15 protein-coding genes are annotated in these 22,984 nt (G+C 29.1%); 9 read left to right on the forward strand and 6 right to left on the reverse strand.

The window, feature by feature from the left end; translation table 11 throughout:
• Positions 1-37: 37 nt before the first annotated feature.
• Positions 38-541, reverse strand: a complete 504-nt coding sequence (locus tag WG951_RS04480) for a hypothetical protein (protein WP_105049002.1) — start codon at positions 539-541, stop codon at positions 38-40.
• 172 nt (positions 542-713) lie between these two features.
• Between WG951_RS04480 and xerD the strand changes: the two genes are divergently transcribed.
• Positions 714-1,610, forward strand: coding sequence for a site-specific tyrosine recombinase XerD (gene xerD / locus WG951_RS04485; RefSeq protein ID WP_105049003.1), 897 nt, complete (start codon positions 714-716; stop codon positions 1,608-1,610).
• A 60-nt stretch (positions 1,611-1,670) separates the two neighbouring features.
• On the opposite strand, the gene WG951_RS04490 is transcribed toward xerD, so the two are convergent.
• From WG951_RS04490 to WG951_RS04510, 5 genes are all read right to left on the reverse strand, one after another.
• Positions 1,671-2,777, reverse strand: coding sequence for an alkaline phosphatase family protein (locus WG951_RS04490; RefSeq protein ID WP_105049004.1), 1,107 nt, complete (start codon positions 2,775-2,777; stop codon positions 1,671-1,673).
• The gene (locus tag WG951_RS04495) at positions 2,777-4,363 is read right to left on the reverse strand and encodes a purple acid phosphatase family protein (RefSeq protein WP_105049005.1); all 1,587 of its coding nucleotides are present in this window, start codon (positions 4,361-4,363) and stop codon (positions 2,777-2,779) included. Before WG951_RS04495 ends, WG951_RS04490 begins: the two co-directional genes overlap by 1 nt.
• A gap of 57 nt (positions 4,364-4,420) precedes the next feature.
• Positions 4,421-4,726: a SusD/RagB family nutrient-binding outer membrane lipoprotein gene (locus WG951_RS04500; RefSeq protein ID WP_105049006.1), complete on the reverse strand. Its 306-nt coding sequence runs from the start codon at positions 4,724-4,726 to the stop codon at positions 4,421-4,423.
• Positions 4,674-4,925 (reverse strand): carboxypeptidase-like regulatory domain-containing protein, encoded by a 252-nt coding sequence (locus tag WG951_RS04505; RefSeq protein ID WP_105049007.1) that lies wholly within the window; start codon positions 4,923-4,925, stop codon positions 4,674-4,676. The genes WG951_RS04500 and WG951_RS04505 overlap by 53 nt, the downstream gene beginning before the upstream one ends.
• A gap of 235 nt (positions 4,926-5,160) precedes the next feature.
• Positions 5,161-5,904 carry a head GIN domain-containing protein gene (locus WG951_RS04510; RefSeq protein ID WP_105049008.1) on the reverse strand — a complete coding sequence of 248 codons (744 nt, stop codon included), beginning with the start codon at positions 5,902-5,904 and terminating at the stop codon, positions 5,161-5,163.
• A gap of 278 nt (positions 5,905-6,182) precedes the next feature.
• Here WG951_RS04510 and WG951_RS04515 point away from each other — a divergent pair, with 278 nt between their 5' ends.
• The 8 genes from WG951_RS04515 (at position 6,183) to WG951_RS04550 (ending at position 22,979) form a co-directional block, all read left to right on the forward strand.
• Positions 6,183-6,992 (forward strand): helix-turn-helix domain-containing protein, encoded by an 810-nt coding sequence (locus WG951_RS04515; RefSeq protein ID WP_105049009.1) that lies wholly within the window; start codon positions 6,183-6,185, stop codon positions 6,990-6,992.
• A gap of 254 nt (positions 6,993-7,246) precedes the next feature.
• Positions 7,247-8,041 (forward strand): pentapeptide repeat-containing protein, encoded by a 795-nt coding sequence (locus WG951_RS04520; protein ID WP_105049010.1) that lies wholly within the window; start codon positions 7,247-7,249, stop codon positions 8,039-8,041.
• Positions 8,042-8,757: 716 nt separating this feature from the next.
• On the forward strand, positions 8,758-10,533 hold the full coding sequence (locus WG951_RS04525) for an AMP-dependent synthetase/ligase (RefSeq protein WP_105049011.1): 1,776 nt from the start codon (positions 8,758-8,760) through the stop codon (positions 10,531-10,533).
• A gap of 373 nt (positions 10,534-10,906) precedes the next feature.
• The gene (locus WG951_RS04530) at positions 10,907-15,022 is read left to right on the forward strand and encodes a hybrid sensor histidine kinase/response regulator (protein ID WP_105049012.1); all 4,116 of its coding nucleotides are present in this window, start codon (positions 10,907-10,909) and stop codon (positions 15,020-15,022) included.
• A 260-nt stretch (positions 15,023-15,282) separates the two neighbouring features.
• Positions 15,283-18,366, forward strand: a complete 3,084-nt coding sequence (locus WG951_RS04535; protein WP_245893506.1) for a SusC/RagA family TonB-linked outer membrane protein — start codon at positions 15,283-15,285, stop codon at positions 18,364-18,366.
• A gap of 19 nt (positions 18,367-18,385) precedes the next feature.
• A complete protein-coding gene (locus WG951_RS04540) occupies positions 18,386-19,912 on the forward strand; it encodes a RagB/SusD family nutrient uptake outer membrane protein (protein ID WP_105049013.1) in 1,527 nt (508 codons plus the stop codon).
• A 10-nt stretch (positions 19,913-19,922) separates the two neighbouring features.
• Positions 19,923-21,530 carry a carbohydrate binding domain-containing protein gene (locus tag WG951_RS04545; RefSeq protein ID WP_105049014.1) on the forward strand — a complete coding sequence of 536 codons (1,608 nt, stop codon included), beginning with the start codon at positions 19,923-19,925 and terminating at the stop codon, positions 21,528-21,530.
• A gap of 69 nt (positions 21,531-21,599) precedes the next feature.
• The gene (locus tag WG951_RS04550) at positions 21,600-22,979 is read left to right on the forward strand and encodes an endo-1,4-beta-xylanase (protein WP_105049015.1); all 1,380 of its coding nucleotides are present in this window, start codon (positions 21,600-21,602) and stop codon (positions 22,977-22,979) included.
• Positions 22,980-22,984 lie beyond the last annotated feature (5 nt).

Raw genomic sequence — 22,984 nt, forward strand, 5'->3', positions numbered from 1 at the left:
TCAGCTTCCGTTCGTAAATATAATCAATATTTCTATTTTAGATTCCGAACATTACGCCCAAACTAATATTATTAACATCTATTCCGTCATTTGTAATTCCAGAATATGAAAGATTTAACTGTGTAGTATTTCCTATCTTATAACCAACAACTGGTCTGTAATAAAAACCACCATCTAAATCATCACTTAAACCTATTGCATAACCAAGGTTTGCGCCCAAAATAAATTTCTCTGAAACATTAAACCTTGCTGCACCAGATATTGGTAAAAAAGAAGCATCAGAAACCTCTATAGATTCACCTCCAAATACATCTACATCTTTTCCAAAAAAGTGAGAATATTGTACAGATGGACCTAAAGTAAAGCCTTCTGCAACAGGAAACATATAATTTAACTCTGCTCCTAAAGTTAATCCATAAAAATCATTGGCATCACCTGTAGGTATCCCTATATTTAAACCTCCATTTAAAACACCTTCTTGTGCATTTACACTACTTACACTCATGATTGCTAAAAAAGCAACTACCATTAATTTCTTCATAATTTTTAAATTTTTAAGTTCTCTACAAAACTAAGTCGATACTACTTTTTACATGAACGGTAAAGATTTAAAAGTTGACTCAAATGAAATAGTTTGACTTTTGGGCATAAAAAGTATCTCATAATTATTAGATTCCACCAATTTGATAATTATGTTTTTATACATTTACATCATGAAATGGAAAAATGCAATTAGAGATTTTCAACTATTTTTAAAAATAGAAAGAGGCTTATCTCAAAATACAATTGATAGTTATACACGAGATTTAGAGAAATTGATTTTGTTTTTAGAAGAAAACGAAATCTCTCACTCTCCTATTACTATAAATGAAGATTCCATTCAGCAATTTATTTATGAGATTGCTAAAAAAGTAAACCCTAGAAGTCAGGCACGAATTATTTCGGGTTTACGAAGTTTTTTCGATTATCTCATTTTTGAAGATTATAGAGAAGTTAATCCCACAGATTTAATTGAAGCACCAAAAATTGGAAGAAAATTACCAGATACCTTGTCTGAAGACGAAATTAATCAATTAATTACTGCCATCGATTTAAGTCATCCGCAAGGAGAAAGAAACCGAACCATTTTAGAAACCATGTACAGTTGTGGTTTGCGTGTTAGCGAACTTATCACTCTAAAAATTTCTGATTTATTTTTTGAAGAAGGTTTTATACGTGTTATTGGTAAAGGAAATAAACAGCGTTTTGTGCCGATTCATTATAATGCTCAAAAATATATTTTAAGCTACATTAAAGCTATTAGAGCACACATAAACCCACAAAAAGGTTTTGAAGATACTGTTTTCTTAAACAGACGCGGTAAAGGATTAACCAGACAGATGATTTTTATCATTCTAAAAAATCTGGCTACAGAGATAGACTTAAAAAAGAAGATTAGTCCGCATACGTTGCGTCATTCTTTTGCCACGCATTTATTAAAAAACGGAGCAGATTTAAGAGCTATACAACAAATGTTGGGACACGAAAGTATTACCACCACAGAAGTATATGTGCATTTAGATAAAAGTTATTTAAAAGAAATTGTAGAAACCTATCATCCTAGAAAATAAAAAAGACTGTCTAAAAAGTAAATTTTTAAACAGTCTTTTAAAATACCATAAATTGTTTATTTATTTTATAAAATAAAACGGCTTCCCAATAGAATCTGTTGGTATTTCTACCTTTAAAAGTTTGGCTACAGAAGCCGCTACTTGATTGGTATATAATTGTTCTTTAACTACAATTTCTCCTTTGGCTGCAACATTTTTACCAAATGCAATTACCCAAACCTGATCTGTGTTTTTTATTGAACTACCATGATGTTTCCACGTTTCTAAAGGCTCGGTACCTCTACCATGATCTGTTGTAATTATAAACGTAGTTTTTCCTTTGTAAAAAGGATCTTGTTGTGCAAAATACCAAAGCTTTTTAATAAATTGATCTGTTCTGTTTGCCGATTTTAAATACGCATCATATTTACCATTGTGGGCAAAATCATCGGTTTCTCCGTAAGAAATATATACCAATTTAGGGTGTTTCTTTTTAATGGTTTCCATGGCGTAATGATGTGTAAAAACGTCTAAACGAACTCCTCCCCAAGGACTCGGAGTTTCAGCTTGCAACTCGTTTAAAAAATTTTCTTTCTCAGATAAATCCAATCCTTTCGCCTCTCTAAAACCTGCATTTACATACAAACCGCTTCTTTCTTCATTAATAATAAAAGGAAAAACATCCCAACTACCAAAAGCAGCAACTTTACCTTTAAAAGCGGGTGTTTTCTCTGCAATTTCTAAAATGGTTGTATTCGGATTCGGAATCTTACGGTTGCTATCAATTCTTTTATCATCTGCTTTACCTGTTAAAATTTCATTATAGCCAGGGTACGAAAAATGCATTCCGTTGGTTAAATTCATTTTACTTCCTTGCCTACGATTTCCGTGAATTTGCCCCATAACGGCAATTTCGCTCCAAATAAAAGGAAATAATACTTCTCTTCTTTCGGTAACTTTATCTTTCCAAAATTGTTTTTTTAATGCAATGGTATCATCCACATACTCTTTATTAGCAATTAATAAAGAATCTGCACCAGAAAACAGTTCTTGCCAACGCAAACCATCTAACGTAATTACAAAAACTTTAGGTGCCGCCTGTTCTATTTCTTTTTTCTTTTTTTCTTCGGATGAACACGCGGCCAATATCAATAAAAATAATATAGCTACCAATTTTATATTTTTCATTACTTAATGGTTTTAAATGTTTTTACTGCCGACCAATTACTCCAATTTAAAAACTGGTCTCTATAACGTACACGCACATAATAAGTAGTATCATTATTTAGTTTTCTATCTACAACTTCATCAGTTAAATCATCGTCTTTTTGTCTGTTTTCTCTGTAATACCAATTCTCATGTTGTTTCCAAGAATTGTACACTATTTTAGAGAAATCTTTGGTAGTAGAAACTTGCCAATTAGAAGCGGCATGAAACGCTTTATCCTTATCTGTTTTAAAAGAATTTGCTTTTAAAACAACTTTATAAATAGGTTGTTTTTCTGTATCAAAATCATTTAAAAGAGGGGTATTGGGTTGAATCGTTTTCTTAAAAACCGTAATACTATCTCTGAGTTCGTTATTTCTAAATTGAATGTTATTCCCTCTACTAATTCTTTTTAAGGTAAAAGAAGGGTTTTCTTTATTCGGGTCTATCGTTGCCAATACAAAACCATACTCGTCTTGTGTTACGGTAAATTCGTCGTAATCTCTACCTTCAAATTCTCCCCAATTATCAATAGCGCCTCCGGCGGATGCCACATTTACCCAAAGGTGTTTGTGTTCTTTAGATTGCCCTCTAGAATACCCATGTGTGTGCCCAAAAAAGTGCAAACTTGGCTTGTTAGATTTCTCACTAAACTCCTCTAATAACTTTACTACTTTTCCTGAAAAATCTTCTTCTCCCGGAATCCATAATTCTGATTTATGTGGATGATGTAATTGTGCAAAAACAAAATCTATCTCATCATTTTTAGCTGTTTTTTCTAACAACTCTTTTAACCACACTAATTGTTGTTTTATATCTCTATAACCATCGTTAGAATCTAAACCAATAATTCTAGTATTTGCATAATCTTTAAACCACCAATGTTCGGCATATTCTGGACTCCCATTTTTTGGAAGACTAAAATATTTAAAGAAATAATCAGAATTTCGCTCATGATTTCCAGGAACTGGATATACAGGTACTTTAGAAAATAATTTTTCTGATTGCTTAAAAAAATCTTCTTCCCATTGATTGAAACTAGTTCCTCTTTCTACTAAGTCTCCAGGAATAACTACCATGGCTAAATTGTCTGAGATATCGCCTTTATAATGTTTATCAAAATACGTTAAAACCCCTTTTTCTACTACTTCTTTAAACTTTGTTGGATGTTGCCAATCGTTTTGCATATCACTCATAGCTACCAAATTTATTTTTTTGGTGGTTCCTGCAAATGGAGGTGTTTTAAATTGATAAATTTCTGATATTGCTTTACCTGTTTGTACTTTATAGTAATAGGTTGTAAATCTTTCTAAACCAGACAAAGCAACTTCATGTACTCTTTTTTCCGTAAAATTAACATCAAAAGAAATACCTTTTGTTTTGTTTTTTAATTTGTTCTTTTTGGTACCCCAATACACAATTGCCTCTTCACCAGAATTAGTTTGCCACATAATTTTGATTGAAGTTGGTTCTGCATCTTGCAAATAAGGTTTTATTTCTATTTTTTGAGCTAGCAAAAACTGTGTAAACATAACAACAGCAAGTGCTAACATTCTATTTTTTTTCATCTTTTTTTTAATTAAAAGAAGGCCGTAAAAATTACGACCTTCTCTATTTTTATTCTTTTATTTTAACCACCAAGTAATTTCTCTAATTCCGTCGTTAGAACCTCCAAATTGTCTTTCAATAGCTTCAGTTACATTTGCTGAATTGTTATTGTATTCGTCTAAAGGATAAATCCATCTTGTTGGTGGTGTGTCTGAACCTAAATAAGGAAACTCAGGAACCCCTGTTCTTAAATGATCAAAGTACATTTTCCATCCTCCTTGTAAAAAAGACGTTAAATACTTTTGAGTTAAAATTAATTCTAATTTTTCTTCATCTGTAGTTGCATTTAAAAAGTTCACTTTTTCTAATGATACTTTTTTCATCTTTATACTCTATCTTAAAATTTCCATCAAAATCAGTGGTTGTCCATTTATTTTCTTTTAATACACGAACACTTGCTTCCGGTAATAAAGCTCCAGTTTCATCTACCACCTTTCCCTTTAAAACTTGCTGAGAAAAAACTGCTGTCCCCAGAAATAGTAAGATTAAAATTAAAAAATCACTTAAAAATTTGTGTTTCATTTTGTAGTTATGTTTAGTATTACAATTGGCTACAAAGCAAAAAACATTAAGTTAAAATAACGTGTTTTGAACGTTAGTATATTGCTTCTAAAAATCTAAAGCAGGGTAAGATTATGTTATCTAGAAGGTCTTTTTTTAACTATAATTAACATTAAATTAAGAATTAGAAAGCATAAAAAAACCTTGAGTTTAAATTCAAGGTTTTTTTTATACTATTTTATAATAAAATTTTAAACTAAAGGAGTTTACGTATCGTAGATTCTCCTATAACAATTCCTTTTTTTAATTGTGCACCTCCTTTATAAAGTACTGTAGATTCTCCGTAAGAATTTACTTTTATTTTTTCGGACACGTTAAACTGAAAAGTTCCATCTCCGTAAGCCGTTATTTTAGTTTCTTTTGAAACTACATCTACAGCCATAACTTTACTAGGTCCGTAAGCAGTTATTTTTTGTTTATTAATGGTTCCTTTTTCTATATTTAAAAAACTATCACCATAAATAGAAACATCTAATTTATCTACATCCATTTTCTTTATTGTAACTTCGGATTTACCGTATATACGTAATTTACATTCATCTTGAACAAGAGGTGTTTGAAATGTAATTTTCTCTTCACCTCGTAAAGAAAATATTTTTACATCTACATACGTAATAATAACTTTTACTACTCTATTATTATATAAAGGTACTTTCTTCTGATAATTATTAGTTACCTTTTTATTTTTAGTATATGTTTTAGCACCTTCTAAATACACTTGCAGTGTTCCTTTATTTAATTCATATTTAAATTTTTCTATTGGTACTGAAATATCTTCAATTATAATGCTTGGTACAGCTCCTTTCTTAAAGATTGCTTCTATATGTGGACTAACAATAACTTTATCAAAATCATTCTCTAACTTTATTGTTGTTTGTGCACTTACATGAGTATTTATAAATAGTAAGGAGATTACAAGAGTGATAATTTTTATTTTCATAATTTCTATTTTATAATTCGTTTATTCTTGTTAGTTCTAATTTTATAACTACGCTATTACTACGTAAAAGACTACACCTATTTTAAATTGTGACGAATTCTTTTATATTTACCCACTAATTTAAATATTTAATTAATTTATGAGCTTTTAAAAAACTTTATGTTGGGCACTTGCCAATGATAAATTGGATACAAATGTATACATTCTTAAAAAGAATAATCAAGAGATATCCTTTCTAAAAAACAAAGTTTCCTAAATAAAAATCACCTTAAAAAAGCATGAATTTTAAATTTCTAGATAAAAAAGATTCTAGAGGTATCGTAAATAATTTATTTAGTATCTCTTTTACAAAAGAAGATTTACCTTTTAAAACAATTATAATACCTATTGGCTTACCATCACTTGTATATATTTTTAGTAAAAACCAAACAGTTCTTTTTAATAAGAAAATAACACCTTTACAAGGACTTACAGTAAGTGGCCAATTTTCAAGCACTTATCATTATCATGTAAATGACGAAAGTTATAATGTAGGCATTAATTTACACCCAACAGCTTTATATAAAATACTACAAATAGATATTTCTACCTTAACCAATAGACTTGTTCCTTTAATAGAAATTGATAAAGATTTATTTAAAAGAATGAATCCATTTTTTTTAAATTATAAACAAGACCCTTCTAGTTTTATAACTAACATTATAGCGTTTATAGAAAGTTTAGAGTTAATTGATGATAAAGATGTAAAACATATAGATAAAGCAATTGCCTATATTGATAAAAATGAAGGCATGATTAATGTTTTAGATTTACTAAAAATACTACCTTTTTCACAAAAATCATTAGAAACAAAATTTAAAAAAATTATTGGTATAACTCCGGGTAAATTTATTAGGTTATCTCGCTTTACAAAGCTTATGCGTAAATACGAAGACAAAAAATTAAGTTTAAAAGACCTCATACATAAATACAATTATTACGATCATTCTCATTTTTTAAAAGACTTTAAGTTATTTATGCCAGAATCTCCTAAGTCTTACTTTAAAAATGAGTATCCGCTTATAAAGTCATATTCTAAAGATTTATAATTACGATTTTTTACAACATTATAGCAATAACTCTTATTATTTTTGCGGCATTATTAATAACATAATAAATGTTTTGGGGGAAATATTTATGTGAATTTATTTTTAATAGATTGCTATGAGTCTAAAAAGATCAAATTTAATTATTTGGTCTTTTTTACGTTTAAGAAAAAATATTTTTCAATAATATTTAAAATAGTGTCACAACTTTTAAAAAAATAGGTCATTATAATGTAAACCTTTTAATGCCTTAAAAAATGAAAAATAAAATTACACTGCTAGCATTCTCTTTTCTTTTTATAACTACAGTTGCTCTTGCTCAGAAAAAAGTAAAAGCCTCTGATATTATGAAAGATATAAAAGCAGGTAAAGCAATTTCTATAAACAACGCAACTATTATTGGTGTTTTAGATTTTACTTATATGGATGATGCTGTAAAAAAAATGCCCATTAAAAAGAAAAGTAGCTGGTTTAATTGGAGCTCAAATAGTTCTACAAACGAAATTAAAAAAATAATAGACGTTCGTATTTCTTTTATAAACTGCACTTTTAAAGATGATGTTTTAGCTTATATACCCAATGAAGCATCTGGACTTACATATACAGCTAGTTTTAAAGATGAAACTATTTTTAAAAACTGCATTTTTAAGCATAAAGCCATGTTTAAATACTCTCGTTTTGAAAGAAAAACTGATTTTTCTGGAACTTCCTTTAATGATGACAGCACCTTTAAGTATGCCAAATTTGACAATAAAATTAGCTTTTCGAATACCATTTTTAATGAAATTGCAACTTTTAAATATGCCAAATTTAGTAATAATGTAAGTTTTAACAATGCTTTATTTAAAGACACTGCAACCTTTAAATATACTAACTTTTCTAATGGAGTATCATTTAATAACACAACTTTTAAAGAGGATTTAAATATTAAATACATGAAAGTTTCGGGTGATTTTAACATTACAAACATGCACGTAGCTTATGAAATAGACGCTAAGTACACCAAAATTAACGGAAAAAGCTTCAATAAAACTTCCATTGATAAAAATTAGGTATTTCTACCTGTATTTTATTGTTTTTTAAATTATAAATTGCACCCATAATGGAGATAGTTAGAATTAAGGGGCTAACAAAAACCAAAACTAACTAGCTTTTTTTTAAATAAAAAAGCTAGTTTTTTATTTTTAGAAAACTATCAATTAATTATCAACATTATTATAACGTAAAACAACTTTTAAAGGTTTAAAAACACTATTCTTCTTTACTCTCTTTTCCTATAAAATTACATTTTTTTCTTATGTAATAACTATAAAACCTATAATTTTCTGCTAAATAAAAAGCACCAAAATGGCCTCATAAAACATTTAAAATAGTGCAGCAAATAAAATTATTATAAAACAGGTATTTATACCTATTTCTTATTCATTAATAAATTATAAATTGCACCCACAATGGAATAGTTAGAATTAGGGGGCTAACTAACACCAACACTAACTAGCTTTTTTTAACAAAAAAGCTAGTTTTTCATTTTTAAACAACACTTTTTTAATATTTAACTCATTTTTAAGTAACGTAACACTCTTTAAACAAAGTTTCTCTAAAAATAGAATTAGTACTATAAGACAACAATTTAAGTAAATATATTAATCATTATTAATAAATAAATAATGTAGTATAAATATTAAATTATTCACAATAAAGAACTCTTATAATAAGTATTTGTTAAATCAATCAAAAATTCCTAATTTGCCTATTCAAATGATAAACTATGGCAGTAGAAATTACAAGATTATTCGATTTTCCTTATTATCAATTAGAAACCTATAATTTAGAAAAAGCGTTTACATCTAAAATAAATGGTAGCTGGAAATCTATTACAACACAAGAATATGTAGATCAAGCCAACCGAATTAGTCGAGGATTAATTAATCTAGGCATAAAGCCTAACGATAAAATTGCCGTAATTTCATCTACAAATAGAACAGAATGGAATATTTTAGATATCGGAGTTTTACAAACAGGAGCACAAAATGTACCTATTTACCCTACTATTTCGGAAGAAGATTACGCATATATTTTAAACCACTCTGAGGCAATTTATTGTTTTGTTTCAGATAAAGATGTTTTAAAAAAGGTAAATAAAATAAAAAAAGAAACCAATTTAATAGCTGTTTATACTTTTGATGATATTAAAGGTGAAAAAAGTTGGAATGAAATTATAGAATCTGGAAAAGATAAAAGCAATCAACATATCCTTGACGAAAGAAAAAACAATGTAAAAACAGATGATTTAGCTACTTTAATTTACACATCTGGTACAACAGGTAAACCTAAAGGTGTAATGCTTTCTCATAAAAATATTGTTAGCAATGTTTTAAGTTCAGAAAAACGGGTACCGTTTGATTATGGTAAATCTGTAGGTTTAAGTTTTTTACCTATTTGCCATATTTTTGAACGCATGATTTTATATTTATATCAATATTGTGGTGTTTCTATTTATTTTGCTGAATCTATTGAAAAACTTGCCGAAAATGCACAAGAAGTAAAACCACACGTTATGACCGCCGTACCACGTTTGTACGAAAAAATTTATGATAAAATAATTTTAAAAGGAGAAACGTTAACGGGGTTTAAAAAAGGGTTGTTCTTTTGGGCTGTAAATTTAGGTTTAAAATACGAACCGTATGGAGTAAACGGTTGGTGGTATGAACTACAATTAAAGTTAGCTAGAAAATTAATTTTTTCTAAATGGCAAGCCGTTTTAGGTGGTAAATTAAAATTAATGGTATCTGGTAGTGCAGCATTACAACCAAGATTAACACGAGTTTTTGCAGCAGCAGGAATGCCAATAATGGAAGGTTATGGTCTTTCTGAAACATCGCCTGTAATCTCTGTTAACGACGAAAGAAATGGAGGTTTTAAAGTTGCAACTGTAGGTAAAATTATTGATGGTATTGATGTAAAAATTGCAGAGAATGGCGAAATTTTAATAAAAGGCCCTAATGTAATGTTAGGATATTACAAAGACGATGAAAGAACCGCAAACGTAATAAAAGGTGATTATTTTTACTCCGGTGATAAGGGAGAATTTGATTCTGATGGCTTTTTAAAAATTACTGGACGAACTAAAGAAATGTTTAAAACTTCTGGAGGTAAATATGTAGTTCCACCATTATTAGAAGGAGAACTTAAACAATCTTTATTTATAGAACAGGTAATGGTTATTGGTGAAGGTGAAAAAATGCCCGCAGCTTTTATTCAACCAAATTTTGATTTCATTAAAGAATGGATTCATCATAAAAACTTAAATATTGGTACTACAAATAAAGAAATAGTAGCTTCTGACATCGTTATAAAACGTATTCAAAAAGAAGTAGATAAATGTAATAAAAACTTTGGTAAATGGGAACAAATAAAACGTTTTGAACTTACACCAGAAGTTTGGTCTATAGAAGATGGTCATTTAACACCAACCATGAAAATGAAACGAGCAGTTATTAAAGAAATCTATAAAGATTTATTCGATAAAATTTATAGATCATAAAATTTATTATTTAAAAAGATAGCCTAGATTAAATTCTAGGCTTTTTGTTTGAAACAAAATAAAGTATTGTGCAATTAATAATACTTCTTTTGAAATTAACTTAAACATTTATTTTAGAGCATAAAAAATTATACTATCTATAAAAAGATAGTAAAATAAATTAATTAAAACTGTAAATTGTTTAACTTACATTAGAAAAAAGGTCTAATTCAACTTTTTAGCTATAGTTTTACAAAACCTTTTGTAAATTAACGCTTTAAATAATTTAAATGAGATTTTAGTGATACTTTTTGGGTAAATTGTTTTAGCTGTTTTTTAATATTTTAATATTTTTACTCTTTAAACTCAACCAACCTAATACCAATTAATTAAAATGATTAAATATTTTAAATTAACAACTTTTTTAATTTTTATTATTTGCTCTTTTAATTATTGTTTTTCTCAACAAATTTCTAATTTTAAATTTGTTGAAATAAAAGAAGGCATAACAAAACGAGCTGTAACAGCAATAAAGCAAGATAAAGAAGGTTTCTTATGGTTTGGTACCAATGGAGCTGGTTTGTATCGTTATGACGGTATTACTTATAAATTGTATGAATACCATTGGGATAATTATAACTCTATAAATAGTGGATTTATAAACGCTATTTTTGAAGATAGTACAGGTAAATTATGGATAACTACCGATGAAGGACTTAATTTATATAATAAAGAATCTGATAATTTTAAAAGAATAGATTTAAACAGTGCTTTTCCTGCAACAGAAAATTACTCCATTCAAATTAAATCTATTGCAGAAGCAAATACAAAAGAACTTATTCTTGGTACTTATGGTCATGGTTTATTTCTGTTTAATAAATCTACCTATAAATCAAAAAAACTTCCTTTTACAAAATCACATCATAATGGTTTTTTAGTAAATTCAATTATTAAATTTAAAGAAAAAGATTTTTTTATAGGTACTTCAGAAGGTCTTTATCAATTTAATTTTCTACCTAAAGAAAAAAAAACAAACACAAAACAACTAACTAAAAACCAGTTAATTGAATCTCAATACATTGATAGTAATGATAACTTGTGGATTGGAACTCAAAGAAATGGCCTATTAAAAATAGATTTAAAAAAGCCTCAAAAAACAGTTTCTACCTATAATATTACAGATAAACGAATATTATCAATCACAGAATTCGAAAACACAATTATTTGCGGAACAGAAAACGAAGGTTTAATTATAGTAAATAAAAATGGTAAAATTCTTAAACAATACCTCCATAATAAATTTGATGACACTAGTTTAAAATCTAATTCAGTTTGGTCTTTATTAGTAGATAGAGAACAAAGAATTTGGTTAGGTTTTTATAATCAAGGTGTTTCTGTAATCGATAAATTATATACTAAATTTAATACAATAGAATGTTTAAATAATAATACAAATTCTTTACAATCTAGTTCTGTTACAGGTATTAAAGAAGATAAACAACATAGACTATGGATTACCACAGATGGTGGTGGTGTTGATGTTTTTAACAAAGAGAATGGCAAATTTATTCATATAAATAACAAAGAAACTTCTAAATATGGTAAAATTTTAAGCAATGATGTTACCGCCATTTATATAGACAAAAAAGACCAGGTGTGGTTAGGTGCTTGGACCAGTGGTTTAACCAAGATTAATATAAAAACCAAACAAAACATAAATTATTCTACCCAAAATAGTAATCTTAAATCAAATAGAGTTTTAAGTATACAAGAAGATTCTAAAGGTAAAATTTGGATTGGTACTTTTTTAAAAGGACTGCATTATTTAGACCCAAAAACCAATACAATTACACATTGTAATACCCAACCTTTTTTAGATTGGAATTTAAATGATGAAGATATACGTAGAGTTTTTGTAGACATAGATGATGATATATGGCTTGGAACCCTAAACGGGTTATTTCAAATTAAACAACTTAAAGACAACAAATTTCAAGTAATTTCTTTACGAGATAAAATGTCTGTTAAGCTTAGAAACCATACAAGTACACACAGAATTCTATCTATTTATCAATCTAATGACAAACTTATCTGGATAGGAACCGATGGCGGAGGCTTATTTAGTTACAATAAAACCACAAAAAAATTTAATTGGTATAATAAAATAGACGGTTTTAACGAACTATACGTAAGCTCTATCATAGAAAGTAATAATAATAATATTTGGGTTGCGGGTACTGGCGGAATTACAAAATTAGACAGAAAAAACAATACCGCCTTTAATATTACTAAAGATGACGGTTTGTTAGCAAATGATTTTAATTATAATGCAGTCTTTAAAAATAGCCAAGGTAAACTCTACTTTGGTAATTATTTGGGAGTAAATTATTTTAATCCAGATAAATTAAAAAAGAATACAACAGAACCTAAATTGTTTTTTACTGATTTTAAATTATTTAATAAATCGGTTAAACCAAGTGATCAAAACTCTCCCCTATCTAAATCTATCACCTACACAAAAAAAATAGTATTAAATAGTAATCAATCTGTATTTACCATAGATTATATAGGTTTAAATTATACGCGACCAGAAAAAAACAAATATGCCTATTTTATGGAAGGAGTAGATCCTGAATGGAATTTTGTAGGTAATGCTAAAAATGCTACCTATACTAATTTATCTCCCGGCAACTATACTTTTAACGTAAAAGCTGCCAATAATGATGGTGTGTGGAACAAAACACCTCTAAAACTTTATATTAAAATATTACCACCTTGGTACGCTAGTAACTTTGCTTATTTTTTATACTTTTTAGTATTTTTAGCTTTGATGTTTTTAACAAACTGGCTGCTACAAGAGCGTTTTAAAGAAAAACAAGCCGTTGAATTTGAACGAGATAAAAGAATACAAGAAGAAAAGTTAAACGATAAAAAATTACAATTTTTTACAAACATTTCTCACGAGTTTAGAACGCCACTAACCCTAATATTAAACCCTTTACAAGATTTAATAAAAGATAAAAATCTTAATTTACCTACGGCAGCAAACGAAAAACTACAAATTGTACAAAAAAATGCAGATAGATTAAATAGACTGATTAATGAACTGATGGATTTTAGAAAACTAAAATTTAATAAAATTAGTTTACAATCTAAAAATATAGAAATAGTAAGTTTTGTTAAAGATTTAGTTAGCCATTTTAAGCAAGAAGCTTCTCATAGAAAAATAGATTTAGTGTTTACTTCTAACGAAGACCTTTTTACATCATACATAGACAAAGAAATGATAGAAAAAGTTTTGTTTAACATTATTTCTAACGCTTTTAAAGTAACTCCAGATAAAGGTAAAATTATTATTTCCGCTCAAAAAACCAAAAAACCAGTTTACTTAGAACTGTTTAACGAAATTAAAAAAGTAGAAGCCTTTGAAATTGTAGTGCAAGACACAGGAGCAGGATTAAATAAAAAAGAACTCACAAAAATATTTGAACGTTTTTATCAGTTAAATAAATTAAATAAAGGTTATTACGGTAGTACCGGTATTGGTTTAGAAGTAGTTAAAGATTTTGTAGAACTACATAAAGGAAAAATAGACGTAAGTAGTAAAGTTAACGAGGGTACAAAGTTTAAAGTAACACTACCTTTAATAACAGAACATGTAGAAGTTAAAGAAGAAATAAATAACGAAGAACTTACAGAAAACATTAATGATAATCAAACTAATATCATTCCAGAAAATGAAATTGCAAAAATACAAGAATCTGATAATAAATCTTATACAGTTTTAATTGTTGAAGATAATATTGAATTATCTCACTATTTAAAATCATCATTAAGTCCTTTTTATAAAATAATAACAGCCTCAAATGGTAAAATAGGTTTAGAAAAAGCAATTTCTAAATTACCAGACATTATTTTAACAGACCTTGTTATGCCAGAAATGGATGGAATTGCTTTATGTAAAGCCGTTAAAACAAACATAAAAACAAGTCATATTCCGTTACTTATGCTTACTGCAAAATCTATGATCGAAGACAAAATAAAAGGAATAGATTCTGGTGCAGATGCATATATTAGCAAACCATTTAATATGGAATTCTTAAAATCTACATTATGTCAATTACTATCTAGTAGACAAATAATGTTTAATAAATTTTATACAGGCGTATCTAATAAAACACAAGAAAAAACTACTTCTTTAGACAATAAGTTTATACAAAAACTATTAAAATACATAGAAAACCATATAGATGATGCAGACTTAAGTGCAGAAATACTTGCAAAACAAATGTTTTTAAGTAGAAGTCAACTATATAGAAAATTAAAAACACTTACAGGCACATCTGTAAATGAATTTATTAGAAATGTACGCTTAGAAAAAGCAAAACAATTGCTAGAGACAAAACAATTTTCAATTAGTGAAATTACCTTTAAAGTTGGCTTTTCTTCTCCTTCTTATTTTACCAAATGTTTTAAAAAACGATTTAGAAAATTACCAACTGAAGTTTAAAATTATACTATTTAGGGATATAATAGTAACAACAAACACCCTTAACAACCTATACAACAACACTTTAATAATAAAGAGACAATAGTACCATTGAATGCATCAAAAATGTTAAAATTTACTTTTTAATAAATATACCTTTAATCTGAATTTAAAGAAAACGATTTAGTAAAATTGCTATTCTATATTCAAAACAAGTTTATTTAATGAAAAGTAAAAATTTAATTATGAACAAAAAAATGGTAAAAAAATTATTTTTTCTGATGATATTATTATCCGGAAGCGTAATTTTTGGTCAAACTGTAACAGGTAAGGTTAGTACTAAAGGAGAACCCTTACCAGGTGCTAGTATTTTAGTAAAAGGAACCAATAACGGAGCTATAACTGATTTTGACGGAAATTATACATTAAAAAATGTTTCTGCTACAGCAACATTAATCGTTACTTACATAGGTTATAAAACTCAAGAAGAAAATGTAAATGGTAAAAAAATACTTAATTTTAATTTAATAGAAGATGCAGAATCTTTAGAAGAAATAGTAATAATTGGTTATGGTGCTGTAAGGAAAAGTGATTTAACCGGTGCTATATCAACAGTAAAATCTGATGCATTAGAAGATCAACCTTTTACAGGTGCAGATCAAGCTTTACAAGGTAAAGTTGCCGGGGTAACAGTAATGCAAAATTCTGGTGCTCCAGGTGGGGGTGTTTCTGTTAGGGTGCGTGGTATAACCTCTTTAACAGGTAATAATGAGCCTTTATATGTAATAGATGGTGTACCTGTAGAAGCAGATTCTAATAATGATTCTTTTTCTTTCTCTTCTTTAGGAGGTGGTAATGGGCAAACTAAAGTAAGTGCATTATCAAACATAAATCCTTCAGATATAGAATCTATGCAAGTTTTAAAAGACGCTTCTGCAACTGCAATTTACGGTTCTAGAGCATCTAATGGTGTAGTTTTAATTACAACAAAAAAAGGTAAAGATGGTAAATCAACCATAAGTTATGAGTCTTATATTGGTTTTCAAAGTACTCCTACTTACTTAGATTTAATGAATCTACAAGAATATGCTGAGTTCTATAAAGAAATTGCAGCGGTTCGTGGACAATCTGTTCCTTTAGAATTGCAAAACCCTGCTTTATTAGGGAGTGGTACAAATTGGCAAAAAGAAATTTTTAGATCTGCACCAATTATGAATCATCAAATATCTGTTAATGGTGGTAATGAAAAAACAAAATTTTATACTTCTATCAACTACTTTGAGCAAGATGGTATTGTTATAAATTCTGATTTTAATAGAGTTTCTATGCGTTTAAATGTAGACCATAAAGTAAATGACTGGTTTAAAGTTGGTAACAACCTTACCTTTAGTAAATCTAGAGAACATATTACTTTTAATGATGATGAAAGTGGTGTAATTAGTAGTGCTGTTAGGCAATCGCCTGTAATACCTGTTAAATATTCCGATGGAAATTGGGGTGGTCCTACAGATGTTTCTGGTGTTGGTAATGGTAGAAATCCTGTTGCATGGTCAGAAATTAGAAACAATCAATTAGATCGTTTTAAAATTAATGGTAATTTGTTTGGAGAACTTACTTTAAAAAAAGATTTAACCTTTAGAACAGAATTAGGTTACGATTATAATACAAGTAAAGTAGCTGTATTTAACCCTACTTACGAAATGGGAACCGAAATTAACACAGTTGCTACTTCTGCTAAGTCTAATTCAGATAGTTTTTATTGGATCTTTAAAAATTATTTAAACTACAATAAAAGTTTAGGACTCCATTCTATTAATGCAATGATTGGGCAAGAAGCACAAGAATCTAAATACGAAAATGTAAGTTTAAGTAGAAGAGACTTTTTAACAAATGATGTTACTACCATAAATTTAGGTGATGCAGAAACTGCTAGAAATGGTAACGCTAAAGGTACCTGGAGCTTAATGTCTTATTTTGGACGTTTAAATTATGCTTTTGATGGTAAATATTTACTAACAGCTACAATGCGTGCCGATGCTTCATCTAACTTTGGTAGCAATAATAAATGGGGGTACTTCCCTTCTTTCTCTGCCGCTTGGGTGTTAAGTAAAGAGAAATTTATGGAAACTACAAATGACATCATCAGTTTAGCTAAAATTAGAATTGGTTATGGTGAGGTAGGAAACCAAAATATTGGAGGTTATAAATATGGTGCTGCATTAAGAAATGTTAATACAGCTTATGGTACTGGTTTTACCCAACTAAATATTGCAAACCCAGATGTAAAATGGGAGTCTACAAAATCTACAAACCTTGGTTTAGAACTAGGTTTTATAGACAACCGTATTTCTTTAGATGTTGATTTATACAAAAAAACATCTGCAGATTTCTTATTTCAAGAGCCTTTACCTAGTTATTTAGGTGCTTATAATGTTGCTAGCTATTTAGGCCTACAACCTCCTTTTGTTAATTTAGGTGAAATGGAAAACAAAGGAATCGATATTAAATTAACTACTAGAAACATTGCTAAAGAAAACTTTAATTGGACTTCTTCTTTTGTATTCTCTAAATACAAAAACAAATTAGTTTCATTATCTAATGATAATTCAGCAATATTTCAAACTATAGAATTTAACAACACAATAACCAAAACAGCTGTTGGTCAACCAGTAGGTCTTTATTATGGTTATGTTTCTGACGGATTATTTCAAACAGAAGAAGAATTATACGCAAGTCCATCTCAAGGAGATATTAATAAAGACACAGGTATTTGGTTAGGTGATATTAAATGGAAAGATATAAATGAAGATGGTAAAATTGATGATGCTGATAAAACCTTTATCGGAAATCCTCATCCAGATTTTACATTTAGTATTTCTAATAATTTAAACTATAAAAATTGGGATTTAAGTATTTCTATGAATGGTTCTTACGGAAACGATGTTTATAACTGGACTCGTAAATTAACTGAAGGAATGCTAGAGTTAAACGGAAATCAATCTAAAGTTATAAAAAACAGATTTATAGAAGGTGTAAATACAAATACCACCACACCTAGATTTGTGTTTGGAGACCCTAACGGAAATGCAGGCGTTTCTGATAGATTTATTGAAGATGGTTCTTATTTAAGAATTCAAAACCTAACATTAGGGTACACAATACCTTCTAATTTACTAACTAATCAAAACTTAATAAGTAAAGTAAGACTTTATACAACCATTCAAAATTTATACACTTTTACAAACTACTCTGGGTACGATCCTGAAATTGGTGCATATAACCAAAATTCTATGATGATGGGTATAGACAACGGTAGGTATCCTATTCCTAGAACATATATGCTTGGAGTAAAAGTTGAATTTTAATTGAATAAAACATCATATTATGAAACTAAATAAAATAATACTATTATTCACCTTATTGTTTGCAATATCTTGTTCAGAAGATTTTGTAGAGCAATCACCTGAAGACGCAATAACTGTTGATAATTTTTTTAATACAGATCAGCAAGTTTTAAGCTCTGGAAGCCCTTTATATGGTTATCCTTGGTTTTACTTTAACGAAAAATTTTTAATTACAATAGGAGACTTATATGCAGGAAATGCAATTGGTAGCTACTCTGATTTAGCACAATTTGAAAATTTTACCGTAAACGGATCTAATCAATTTTCTAATGAAGGTTGGGATTCTTTATACAACGTAATTGCAAATGCAAATGTGTTAATACATAATTTAGAAACAAAAGTTGGCAGTAATGTCTCTCAAGAAGTTATCAATAAGGTAATGGGAGAAGCGTATTTTATGAGAGCAACTGCTTATTTCTATTTGGTAAGAATCTGGGGGCCTGTACCTATTATATATTCTGTAGATCAAATTAATTCAAAAGAGCCTATCTACAAAAACAAAACAGAAGATATCTATACCTTTTTAATTAAAGATTATGAAAAAGCATATAGCTTATTACCTACAACTTGGGATGCTAATAATGCAGGTCGTGTAACAAAATCTGCCTGTGATGGTATGTTAGCTAAAGTATATATTACTATGGGAGACTATGCCAAAGCTAATAATTACTCTACCAAAGTTATAAACAGTGGTTTGTATAATTTACTACCAAATTATCAAGATTTATTTAACCCAATTTTTAACAATAATGCAGAATCTATTTTTGCTTTACAATGGGTAGCTTGTGGAGATTGGGGATTCCAAAATGCAAATCAAGCTTACTTAGCAGCTTCTCCAAAATTAACTCAAGTTGGTGATGGTTGGGCTACATTTCAACCAAGTATAGATTTAATGAATGCTTATGAAAATGGAGATCTAAGACGTTATAGAACCATTATGGAACCAGGAAACTTTTATCCTGAATTGGTTACCGCAGAAGGTGGTTATACAGTACCAGATGATGGTATGACAAGTACACTTGCCGGTTTTAGAAAATACGTAGTAGGATCGCCAGATGAAGGTAATGTTTGCTTTATGTCTACAGAAGTTAACACCAATATTTTACGTTACGCAGACATTCTACTTATACATGCAGAAAGTATATTAGGTACAAGTACTTCTACTACAGATCAAGAAGCATTAGATGCTTTTAATGCGGTTAGAAAAAGAGCTGGATTAGATGCTAAAACAGAAATAACTTCATCTGATATTTTTAATGAAAGAAGAATAGAGTTTGTTGTAGAGGGAGATTATTGGTTCGATTTGATAAGAAGAGACAGAACAGAAGCTATCGAAATTCTTTCTAATCAAGAAAGAGGAGTATATCAAGACAGAAACATAAACACTATTGCTTCTAAAAAAGTAACCCCTTCTCAAGCCGATTTTTTATTACCAATACCAAGTGCAGAAACAGCTAAAAATCCACTTTTATTAGAAGAACCCGTAGCTTTTGATTTTAACAATTAAATAAAAAATTATGAATACAATAAAATTAAAATATATAAAGTATTTGTTTCTTTTTGTAGCAAGTACAAGCCTTTTTACTTCGTGTGATGAAGACGAGCAATTACAACCTAATATAGACGCAATTTACACTTCTAACACAGATCTAGATAAAAACCAAGGTTTTCCTGATGATGTTGTTATGGCAGAAGGTGTAGACTTGCAAGATGTTAAAACCATTACTTTTGATGGCAAAGTGGATGTTTTATTTAACCCAGTCTTTAATTCTAATTTAGCAATTTCTTTTTCTATTCCTTTTGATGAAGACAAAGGAAGTAGATTTGGAGTACAAAAAATTACGTTTACAAAAGAAAACGGAACATCATTTCAAACAGATTTTGAAATATTACAACCTGTTCCCACTATCAATAAATTTAATCCAGAAAGACCTACAGTAGGTACACCAGTTACCGTAAATGGTAAATGGTTTAACAATGTATTAGATGTTATCTATCAAGGAGAATCAATGAATTTTGAAACAATTTCTTCTACCCAATTATCTTTTACAATACCTGCAAACTTAACACAAGGTGGTCAATTAGAAATTATTACCAAAGGTGGTAGTGTTGTAAAACAATTAGACATATACTTAGGTTTCGAAGAATTAATTATTGCAGATTTTGATGGTGGTGGTTTAAGACCTAATAATAATTGGATCGCTTATGGAGATTATAACACTTTAGAGTATAAAAATGCAGGTGGTATTTCTGGCAATTATGCAGAACTAACTTGGGTAGGTGCAACGGCTAACGGTTACAACGGTTCACAATCTGATGCAGGGGCATTAATGCTAAATGAAACAAACCCAGAAAAAGTAAAATTTTTAATGCAAGTTAACGCTAACGGAGCTATTGGAACTGTTATAGAAATATTTATAGTAGATACTGATGGTGTAAACTGGGCAATAAATTACACAATTGCTGCAGATGGTTGGCAAACTGTAGAGGCTATAGTAGCTGATTTTGGTAAAAATTACGATCCAAGCAATCAAAGTGATGGAGACGCAAACCCTGCTGCAATTAACCAAGTTAAGGTAGGTATTGGTCAAAATTCTGGTACACCTAATCCTTCTACCGTACAATTTGATAATATCAAATGGCAAGTTTTTGAAACAGTTCAACCTTCTACGCTGCCTCCTACAGGACCTAAAAACATTCTTTTAAATGGAGATTTAGAATTAGGCGATTCAGATAACTTTGAAAACTGGGGAATGTGGAATGGTGCAGATAGAATGACAGCAGAAACAACTGAAATTCATGGTGGTGCAAGAGCTTTAAAAGTTGTAAATCCTGCTGCCGGAAATTCTTGGGACGCTCAATTTGTAAGTGATGCTGTAACTACAGAGGTAGGTAAAGAATATACTGCATCAATGTGGATTAAAGGAGAAACTGTAACACTTCGTTTTTCTACAAATGCAGATGCTGGTGCTTTATATGGTGTAGATTATACTACCACTACAGAATGGCAACAAGTAACTTGGGACTTTGTAGCAAATGATGCTTCTACAAGATTAGTGTTAGATATGGGTGTATCTCAAGGTACATTTTATATAGATGATATAGAACTTAAAGAAAAAATATAATTCATTAAAAAGTAACTGAGTTAAACTCGAGTTGCCCTTTTTTGGGGCAACTCTTTAAAAGATAATAAAATGAAAATTAAATTTAAATATGCAATCTATATCCTTATTATAGGTAGTTTTTTTTCGCTAACTAGTTGTGCAGATGCTGGCGATGATAGTAATATTGCCAAAGCAATAGCTTTAGGAAGTCCTATTATCAATAACGCAACAGATGTAAATTCTAACAGTTTTAAAGTAAGTTGGACCCGTGTTTACGATGCAGATAATTACGAATTAGATGTTGCAACAAACAATACATTTGAAAGCTATGTAACAGGATACCAAGCAAAACCTGTATCAACTTTAAACGAACAAGTAATTGGTTTAAAAGAAGCTACTAACTATTTTTATAGAGTTAGAGCTATTAATAGTAGCGAAACTTCTAAAAACTCTGCAGTTATTCAAGTAACAACTTTAGAAGGAAATGATCCAGAACCAACTACATCTTTAAAAGAAGCTTCAACTACTTTCTTTGTAGGTATGGCTGTTAAAGCAGAACAACTTACAAATGGTTCTAAGTACGATGAAATTATAAAAAATGAATTTTCAAGTATTTCTGCCGAGTATGAAATGAAAATGAATATTATAGAACCTACAAAAGGAAACTATAATTGGTCTAAAGCAGATGCCATTGTAGATTATGCCATAGCAAACGGAATTAATGTTCACGGTCATGCATTAGTTTGGCATGAGTCTGCACCAGATTGGTTGGCAAATTATACAGGTACAGATGCCGAGTTTGAACAAGAAGTAAAAAACTATATTACAGCTGTATTAACAAGATATAAAGGTAAAGTTGCTTCTTGGGATGTTGTAAACGAAGCTATTAATGATTCTAATGGTGCCTTAAGAAACTCTATTTATAGACAAAAAATGGGTGACAATTTTGTAGCTAAATGTTTCCAATTTGCTCGTGAAGCTGATCCGGATGTTTTATTATTTTATAATGATTATGCGGTAACAACAAATAAAACAAAACAAACTGCAATATTTAATTTAATAGATGATTTACAAGCAAATAACACTCCAATAGATGGTGTAGGTTTTCAAATGCACATTAAATACAATAGCCCTTCGGTTGATGAAATTAAAACTGCTGTTGATAAAGCGGTAGAAAGAGATTTAAAACTTCATTTCTCTGAACTAGATGTGCGCGTAAACCCAAATAAAGATATTACAACTTTTACAACTGAAAGAGCCATAGCTCAAAAAAATAAAGTTAAAGAAGTGGTATCTGTTTACAATGCTATTCCTTTAGAAAACAAATATGCCATTACAGTTTGGGGTATGAAAGATGATGATTCTTGGATTATAAATCAATATAATAACACCAATGAATGGCCTTTATTATATGATTCAAACTTCGAAATTAAAAAAGCACATACCGGATTTTTACAAGGTTTAGAATAATAAAT

This window comes from Polaribacter butkevichii (assembly GCF_038024105.1).
GTDB classification, from domain to species: Bacteria; Bacteroidota; Bacteroidia; order Flavobacteriales; family Flavobacteriaceae; genus Polaribacter; species Polaribacter butkevichii.

What these genes read in the sequence shown, in the direction of transcription:
- WG951_RS04480 (WP_105049002.1), bottom strand. Translation starts at nt 541, where the DNA reads ATGAAGAAATTAATGGTAGTTGCTTTTTTAGCAATCATGAGTGTAAGT.
- xerD (WP_105049003.1), top strand. Translation starts at nt 714, where the DNA reads ATGAAATGGAAAAATGCAATTAGAGATTTTCAACTATTTTTAAAAATA.
- WG951_RS04490 (WP_105049004.1), bottom strand. Translation starts at nt 2,777, where the DNA reads ATGAAAAATATAAAATTGGTAGCTATATTATTTTTATTGATATTGGCC.
- WG951_RS04495 (WP_105049005.1), bottom strand. Translation starts at nt 4,363, where the DNA reads ATGAAAAAAAATAGAATGTTAGCACTTGCTGTTGTTATGTTTACACAG.
- WG951_RS04500 (WP_105049006.1), bottom strand. Translation starts at nt 4,726, where the DNA reads ATGAAAAAAGTATCATTAGAAAAAGTGAACTTTTTAAATGCAACTACA.
- WG951_RS04505 (WP_105049007.1), bottom strand. Translation starts at nt 4,925, where the DNA reads ATGAAACACAAATTTTTAAGTGATTTTTTAATTTTAATCTTACTATTT.
- WG951_RS04510 (WP_105049008.1), bottom strand. Translation starts at nt 5,904, where the DNA reads ATGAAAATAAAAATTATCACTCTTGTAATCTCCTTACTATTTATAAAT.
- WG951_RS04515 (WP_105049009.1), top strand. Translation starts at nt 6,183, where the DNA reads ATGAATTTTAAATTTCTAGATAAAAAAGATTCTAGAGGTATCGTAAAT.
- WG951_RS04520 (WP_105049010.1), top strand. Translation starts at nt 7,247, where the DNA reads ATGAAAAATAAAATTACACTGCTAGCATTCTCTTTTCTTTTTATAACT.
- WG951_RS04525 (WP_105049011.1), top strand. Translation starts at nt 8,758, where the DNA reads ATGGCAGTAGAAATTACAAGATTATTCGATTTTCCTTATTATCAATTA.
- WG951_RS04530 (WP_105049012.1), top strand. Translation starts at nt 10,907, where the DNA reads ATGATTAAATATTTTAAATTAACAACTTTTTTAATTTTTATTATTTGC.
- WG951_RS04535 (WP_245893506.1), top strand. Translation starts at nt 15,283, where the DNA reads ATGATATTATTATCCGGAAGCGTAATTTTTGGTCAAACTGTAACAGGT.
- WG951_RS04540 (WP_105049013.1), top strand. Translation starts at nt 18,386, where the DNA reads ATGAAACTAAATAAAATAATACTATTATTCACCTTATTGTTTGCAATA.
- WG951_RS04545 (WP_105049014.1), top strand. Translation starts at nt 19,923, where the DNA reads ATGAATACAATAAAATTAAAATATATAAAGTATTTGTTTCTTTTTGTA.
- WG951_RS04550 (WP_105049015.1), top strand. Translation starts at nt 21,600, where the DNA reads ATGAAAATTAAATTTAAATATGCAATCTATATCCTTATTATAGGTAGT.